Annotated in this window: 7 protein-coding genes; all 7 read right to left on the bottom strand. The window is 63.6% G+C overall.

From position 1 onward, the window contains the following. On the bottom strand, positions 1-352 hold a 352-nt coding region (locus I2E26_RS08080; protein ID WP_195420321.1), incomplete at its 3' end, for a response regulator. A 75-nt stretch (positions 353-427) separates the two neighbouring features. Further along, the gene (locus I2E26_RS08075; RefSeq protein WP_195420320.1) at positions 428-1807 is read right to left on the bottom strand and encodes a histidine kinase; all 1380 of its coding nucleotides are present in this window, start codon (positions 1805-1807) and stop codon (positions 428-430) included. Beyond that, the gene (locus tag I2E26_RS08070) at positions 1804-2988 is read right to left on the bottom strand and encodes a glycosyltransferase (RefSeq protein WP_147588759.1); all 1185 of its coding nucleotides are present in this window, start codon (positions 2986-2988) and stop codon (positions 1804-1806) included. The genes I2E26_RS08075 and I2E26_RS08070 overlap by 4 nt, the downstream gene beginning before the upstream one ends. 101 nt (positions 2989-3089) lie before the next feature. Further along, the gene (locus tag I2E26_RS08065; protein WP_195420319.1) at positions 3090-3671 is read right to left on the bottom strand and encodes a QueT transporter family protein; all 582 of its coding nucleotides are present in this window, start codon (positions 3669-3671) and stop codon (positions 3090-3092) included. 85 nt (positions 3672-3756) lie between these two features. Next, positions 3757-5013: an MFS transporter gene (locus I2E26_RS08060; protein ID WP_195420318.1), complete on the bottom strand. Its 1257-nt coding sequence runs from the start codon at positions 5011-5013 to the stop codon at positions 3757-3759. A gap of 199 nt (positions 5014-5212) precedes the next feature. Further along, positions 5213-5950 (bottom strand): LytR/AlgR family response regulator transcription factor, encoded by a 738-nt coding sequence (locus tag I2E26_RS08055; protein WP_370551475.1) that lies wholly within the window; start codon positions 5948-5950, stop codon positions 5213-5215. 21 nt (positions 5951-5971) lie between these two features. Further along, positions 5972-6854: sensor histidine kinase (locus I2E26_RS08050; RefSeq protein ID WP_195420317.1), on the bottom strand; the 883-nt coding region annotated here is incomplete at its 5' end.

Here is a 6854-nt window from a genome sequence, read left to right as displayed (position 1 = left end):
TGAGGACCTTAGCGATAGCCTGGTCCAGACGCGCCTCCTCGACGGGCTTCATGAGGTAGTCGGTCGCATCGACCTCGAACGCCTCCACGGCATGGTCGCTATAGGCCGTCACGAAAACCACCGCGGGCGGGTTCTTGAGCTTATGCAGGGCCTCGGCGAGCTGCAAGCCCGAAGCGCCCGGCATAGAGATATCCAGGAACACCACGTCGACGCGATTCTCCATGAGCATTTCAATGGCGGCGCGAACGCTCGAGGCCTCGCTGATCGATCCGATTTTGCCTGTCTGCTCGAGCAGGAATCGCAGCTCGGAACGGGCGGGTGCTTCGTCGTCAACGATCATGGCACGCAGCATACAACTATCCCTTTCACTGTTTTAAACCATACAGAGTCCCGCGACTTGCGCCCGCGAGACTCATATTTTCTCATTCTACCCCTTCATGGAGCCTTGCTCGAAGATGCTTTGCTGCAAATCCAGATGCAGCGCGATCGTGGTGCCGCAGCCAGGCTGCGACGTCACCTCGACCGTGGAGCGAGGCCCGTAGAAGCGCTTGATGCGCTCGGAGATGTTGCGGGTCGCCACACCGGCTCCCCCGCCCTGCGGCGCAGCGCTGTCCGGCTTGGGCAGCGACTCGTTGAACAGGCGGGCAGCGGTCTCGGCATCCATGCCGGCGCCGTCATCGATCACCTTGATGCACAGCGCATCGTCCTTGTCGGGCTGAACGCTCACCGTGATATGCAAGGCGCCCTCGTCCTTCATGGCATGGCGCACGGCGTTCTCGACCAGCGGTTGGATGATGAACGCCGGGACGGGCGCCTCCTCCACCGATTCGTCGATGTCCATGGTCTCGATGATGCGCTCCTCGCCGAAGCGCGCCTTCTCGAACATGAGATAGCGGCGCGTCTGCATGATCTCCCTCGAAACCGGGATCAGCGAGCCGGAATTATCCAACGTCGAGCGGTAGAACGAGGCGAACTCGCGCAGCAGTTCGCGGGCGCGCAGCGGATCGGTGCGCGTAAGCGACGCGATGGTGTTCAGGGTGTTGAAGAGGAAGTGCGGGTTGATCTGCGACTGCAGGGCGCGCAGCTCGGCGCGAGCCGTAAGCTCGTCTTGGCGCTCGAGCTCGTGCGTGGCGAGCTGCGTAGAAATCAACTCGGCAAATCCCGATACCAGGGCATACTGCGTACGGTCGATCGCACGCGGCGAGCTGAAATAGAACTTGAGCGTGCCCACCGACACGCCGCGCACCTTGAGCGGTGCGATGATGCCCGCGGGGACGCGCCAGGGCTCCCCTTCTTCGCGATGGATGGACGGCGCGTTCGTAAACGACTGCACGAGCCCGTGGTCGAGCGCGTAGCGCGTCGCGGGCGTGTGTATCGGCGAGCCCGTGGGAAACTTATCGGCATAGGAGCCCACGCACGCCAGCACGCGCTCCCGATCGGTCACCGCCACGGTGATCGCATGCGTCTCGGGAAGCAGGCGCCGGCAGATGGCCTCGGCGCTTTCGGGCGTCAGGCCGTCGCGGATGTCCTCGAGCATATCCGAGGCGATGGCAAGCGTTTGCTCCGCGTACTGCGAGCGCAGCGTATCGGGATTGATGCACAGGTAGAGAAACATCACCAGCAGGATGCACAGCAGCACGCTGGAGGCCAGCGTGACCAGCACGTCGTGACCGCCCATGAGCTCGTAGATGAAGTACAGCAGCAGCAGCGACGCGCAGGCAACGGCGAGCGCGCTGAAGAACGGGGTGAGCCGCACCGTCGATGACGCCCCTTCTACGCGGGCGATTCTCTCTTTGTTTGCTTTCATGCATGCTCCAACAGGTCGGCCAAGATGGGATCGTTCCACAACCCATCCATGATACTCGGCCAAAAGCTTTGGAACTTCAGATATCTGCCAGCGTTATCGCATGCGTAGCGCTCGGCTTCCTCGCACCCCGAGCGCCAGATGCGCCAATATCCCACATGATCGCTCGAAACGAGCATCCGCACGAACGACGTGCGGCGCACGCGCTCGTCCAGCTCATGCGATATCCACGGTCCTGGATACGGCATGAGCGACTCGGGCGTGACCAGGCAGTACTCCTTTTGGCGCGAAGCAAACGACAGCTTGGCGCGCTCGTAATACCAACGGTAGACGTTTTGCATGAAGCGCGTGCTTCGCTCGCCGCGATCGGGCGGCAGATGCTTCACGGCCCAGGTGTTATCGAACCATACGTCGTAACCCTGCAGACGCATATTGAACAGGTAATCCAGGTCCTCGCCGCGCGTGATGAACGGATCGAAGGCCACGCGCCGAAACGCGCGCGCATGCAGGGCGAAGCAACCGCCGCACACGTAGTTCGAACGCGAGATGCGCGTCCCGGCCAGCGCCTTCTCCATCCACCTGTTAAACTCCAGCCGCTTGGTCCACCAACGTTGCGACAGGCCCGCGCGAGAGGTGTCGGCCAGCGGCGAGCCGGAGCGATCGTAGAAGTATCCGCTCTTAGCCAGGATCGGCAATCGCTGCCGCGTCTCGTTTCCAAGGGCGTACAGCGCCGTTTCCATAAAATCAGGGCCCAAGACGACCTCGTCGTCGTCCAAAAACACCACGGCGTCGTGGCCCAGGATGGCCGCCGCTGCCAAGCCCATGTTGCGAATGGCGCCGTACCCGCGCAGCGAGACGCCCTCGCCGGGGGCATGGGGCGCCAGCTCGGTCACGCGTTCCGCGATGCGAGCAGCCTCGATATTCGTTACCAGCGTGATATTCAGAGTCGTATGAGCCGCCAGTATGTGGTCGAGTCGCAAGCGCACGTCGCGCGTGGCCGAAAGCGGGCACACCACGAGCACGATGATGCGCGGGCAATCGCGCACCTGCTCGAGCGATGCCAGGCAGCGTTCCAGGTCAGGGTCCTCCGAGAACAGGTCGGTCGTATGGTCATAGGCGCCCGGCGACAAGGTCTCGGCATGGTTCCCCGCCCAGTAGGAGGGAATCACGATAACAGGTCTCATGCGCTCGCCCCTTCCAAACACGCCGCCAACGCGCTTCGAGGCGCATGGACCGCGCCCGAAGCACCCGCACCGTGAGCGCGCGGTATGCGCGCGTAGTGGTGCTATTTTCCTGTTGTACCCATACTCGCGAGCTCGCGCTTGATGATCGGCGATTTTGCCAAAGACCTCTGGAGCGGGTAGCCCAGCACGTACATGATGACAGCCTCGCCAACACCGGTGGCAACCAGGCCAAACAGATACATGGGCAGCCAGGCGCCGTCGAGCGATATCGAGGTGAACGGAATGGTGTAGAAGCCGATGCCCTGCAGGAGCAGCGGAAGGTACGCGGGCACGATAAGCGCGTTGGCAAGCACGGGGCCGGCAAGCGCCACGAGCGGACGGCGGCGCATCTTCCAGGTGAACAGGGCGCCGGCGAACGTAGCGAGCGAACCGAACACCACGTCGAGCATGCCCAGCATGCCGGTACCCGACAACACGATGTTGGCGATGTTGGCCAGCGCGCATCCCAGCGTGAGGCCGGGAACGGCCGCCGGCGTGAACAGCGCCAGGACGCACAGCGCCTCGGAGACGCGGAACTGAACGGGACCCCAGGCCAAGCTGCCCAGGAACAGCATGGCGATGAGCGTGCAGGCCGCATATGCAGCGGCGATCACGCCCACACGGGCGATGTAATGAGATTTCATGTGGCCACCTTCTAACAAAAACGGAGGGCTTTACTGGTTGCCAGCAAAGCCCTCCGCATTCAAGCAGCCTATGCCAAGGCGAACGCTAGGCGCGCGCCTTCTGCATGCTGGAGAGCTTTACTAACATGACAAAGCCCGCGACCAGCAAGATCCCGATGGAAAGCACTCCTAAAGAAGGATCCGCCGTGAGCGATGTCACGATAGATACTAGCAGAGTGCCCATAACGGAAGCGTAGCGTCCGAAAATATCAAAGAAGCCGTAGTATTCGTTCGCACGGTCCTTGGGGATGAGCTTGCCGAAGTAGCTGCGCGACAGCGCCTGCACGCCGCCCTGGAACATGCCCACCAACACCGCGAGCAGCCAGAACTCGGCGGCGGACTTCAGGAAGAAGGCGGCGAAGAGCACGATGCCCATGTAGGCGGCCACGGCCACCGTGATCATGCGCAGGGTCCCGAACTTGCCCGCCAAGCGACCGTAGATGATGGCCGAGGGGAAGGCCACGAACTGCGTGACCAGCAACGCCAGCACCAACTGGGTCGAATCGATGCCCAACGCGGCTCCGTAGCTGGTGGCCATCGAGATGACCGTGTGGACGCCGTCGATATAGAAGAAGAACGCGATGAGGAAGACGAGCAGCACGCGGTCGTGCGCGATGCTCTTGCACGTCTCCAGCAGGCCGCTGAACGTCTTGGCGATGTTATGCATCACGCCCGCGGCGCCGTGCTCGCGCTCCTTGCCGAAGCGCTGCCGGTAGGTGCGCAGGAGCGGAATGGTGAACGCCAGCCACCAGAGACCGGTGATGATAAACGTGATGCGCGTGCAGGTGAGCGTATCGAGGCCCAGCAGGCTCGGGCCGCCGAAGATCAACGCGATGCAGGCGATGAACGGGATGGTGGAGCCGACATAGCCCCAAGCGAAGCCGGACGACGATACCGCATCCATGCGCTCGTCGGTGGTGACGTCGGGCAGCATGGCATCATAGAAGGTCATCGACGAGTTGAGGCCGATGGTGCACAGGACGTAGACCACCAAGAACGCCATGGCGCTCATGGGGATGGCCTGCGCCAGGCATAGGACCACGCCGGTAAGGAAGAAGCCCAGGAAGAACTTGATCTTGTTGCCCGCGTAATCCGCCAGGGAGCCCAAGATCGGCATGAGCATGGCCACCGCCAGGGATGCCACGGTCTGCGCGTTGGCCCAGGCCGTCACCAGGTCCGCGGAGCTCGCTCCCGTATTGATGGCGTTGAAGTAGATGGGGACCACCGAGGTGTTGAGCAGGACGAGAGCCGAATTGCCCACGTCGTACATGACCCAGTTCCGCTCCATCTTGGTGTATTTCATATCTGGCTCCCCTCGGTGATAGATATCGCCTTATGGTAGTGCAGCGCTGCATGGTCGCGCATCAGGATTCGGTAAGCGAGTCGCCGCCACGCGCCGCGCCCGACTCCGCCCCGCGCCTTTCTGCGGCTCGGCGCCGCCGCCCGGAAACCCCCAGGGCGCAGCGCCGACGCGCCCCGCCGGGGTGCCCGCACGCAGCGCATTATGACAGGCCCAGCCGCTCCTTGACCTCCGCGGTGCGGCGGCGCGATACGGGCACCGTGGCGCCCACGCGCTCGACCTTGAGCTCGAGCAAGCCCGAACGCGACACCTCGACGTCGTGGACGTCGTCGAGGTTCACCAGGTAGCTGCGGTGCACGCGCAGAAAACCCTGCGACGCCAGCCGGCGCTCGAGCGAGGAGATCGACTCGTTGACCAGATAGCTGCCAGCCGCCGTTACCACGCTGGAGTAGTCGGCCTTTGCCTCGATGTAGACGATGTCGGATACGGGGATGAAGGCGCGCTTGCCCCCTCGCTCCACCGACAAGCGCATGACGCGCTCCGCACGGGGCGCCGGCCCGCGCGCCGCCATAGCGGTGGAGACCTTATCCAGCGCCTTCTCGAGGCGCCCTGTCTCGACGGGCTTAAGGACGTAGTCCACCGCATCGAGCTCGAACGCCGACGCCGCGTATTCGGCGAACGCCGTCACGAACACCACGACGGGCGGGGTCTTGAGGTTCGACAGCGTCTCGGCCAGCTTGATACCGCTCGTGCCGGGCATTTGGATATCCAGGAACAACACGTCGGGGCGGCTCGCCAGGATGCGCTCGACCGCCTCGGTGGCGCCGCCCGCCTCGAAAATCGTGCCGATGCGCTCGTCCTGGCTCAACAGGTAGCGCAGCTCGGCGCGGATGGGCGGCTCGTCGTCCACGATCAACACGTTCCACTGATCACTCATCATCGATTCCCTTCCGTACAAGCTCTACGATGCGCTCGAGGGCAGCAGCGTGCCCGTCGGTGCGGGCTCGTGGGGCTCGCCCAGAAGCCGCACGGTAATGGTGGTTCCCACGCCTTCAGTCGACTCGACCGCGATGCCGGATTCGTCGCCGAAGAAGAAATGGATGCGCATAAGCACGTTGCAGAGCGCCAGGCCGCACCCGCGTTTGATGGAGCCGTCGGCCGTAACGGTGGCGGGCTCGGCGGGGCGCGCGGCGTCGGGCGGGTCGAACAGGTGCGCGCGCACCTGCTCGCTCATGCCGATGCCGTCGTCGGCCACCACGATCTCGGCTCCGTTCGCGATGGTACGCGCGCGCAGGTGGATGGTGAGGTGATCGGTCTCGCGCATCGCATGCTTGATGCAGTTCTCAAGCAGCGGCTGCAGGATAAACGGCGGCACCCTGCAAGAGCCCATACCGTCCTCGATTTGCGCGACGACGCGCAAACGGCCGTCGCCATAGCGCGCCTGCATGAGGTTGATATAGCGAATACCCTGCTCCAGCTCGCGCTCGAGGGTCGTAAGCGACTCGGAATCCGAAAGCGTCTGGCGATAGTAGTTGGAAAAGTCGATAAGCAGCGAGCGCGCCTTCTCGGGCTCGGTGCGCACGAGCGACACGATGGTGCCGATGGTGTTGAAGAGGAAGTGCGGGTCCACCTGGGACTGCAGCGCGCGAAGCTCCACACGCGCCGAGACCTCCTCCTGGCGCTCGAGCTCGAAGCTCGCCAGCTGCGTCGAGATCAGGTCGGCAAAACCCGTGGCAAGCGCCGTCTGACGCGTATCGATATTGCCGAAACGCGGATAGTACAGCTCGAGCGTGCCCACGCAGCGACCGCGCACGGTCAGCGGCGCCACGATGCCGGCGCGCATG

The organism is Collinsella sp. D33t1_170424_A12, assembly GCF_015554865.1.
In the GTDB taxonomy this organism is placed as follows: Bacteria; Actinomycetota; Coriobacteriia; order Coriobacteriales; family Coriobacteriaceae; genus Collinsella.
This window is presented reverse-complemented; position numbering and strand designations above follow the sequence as displayed.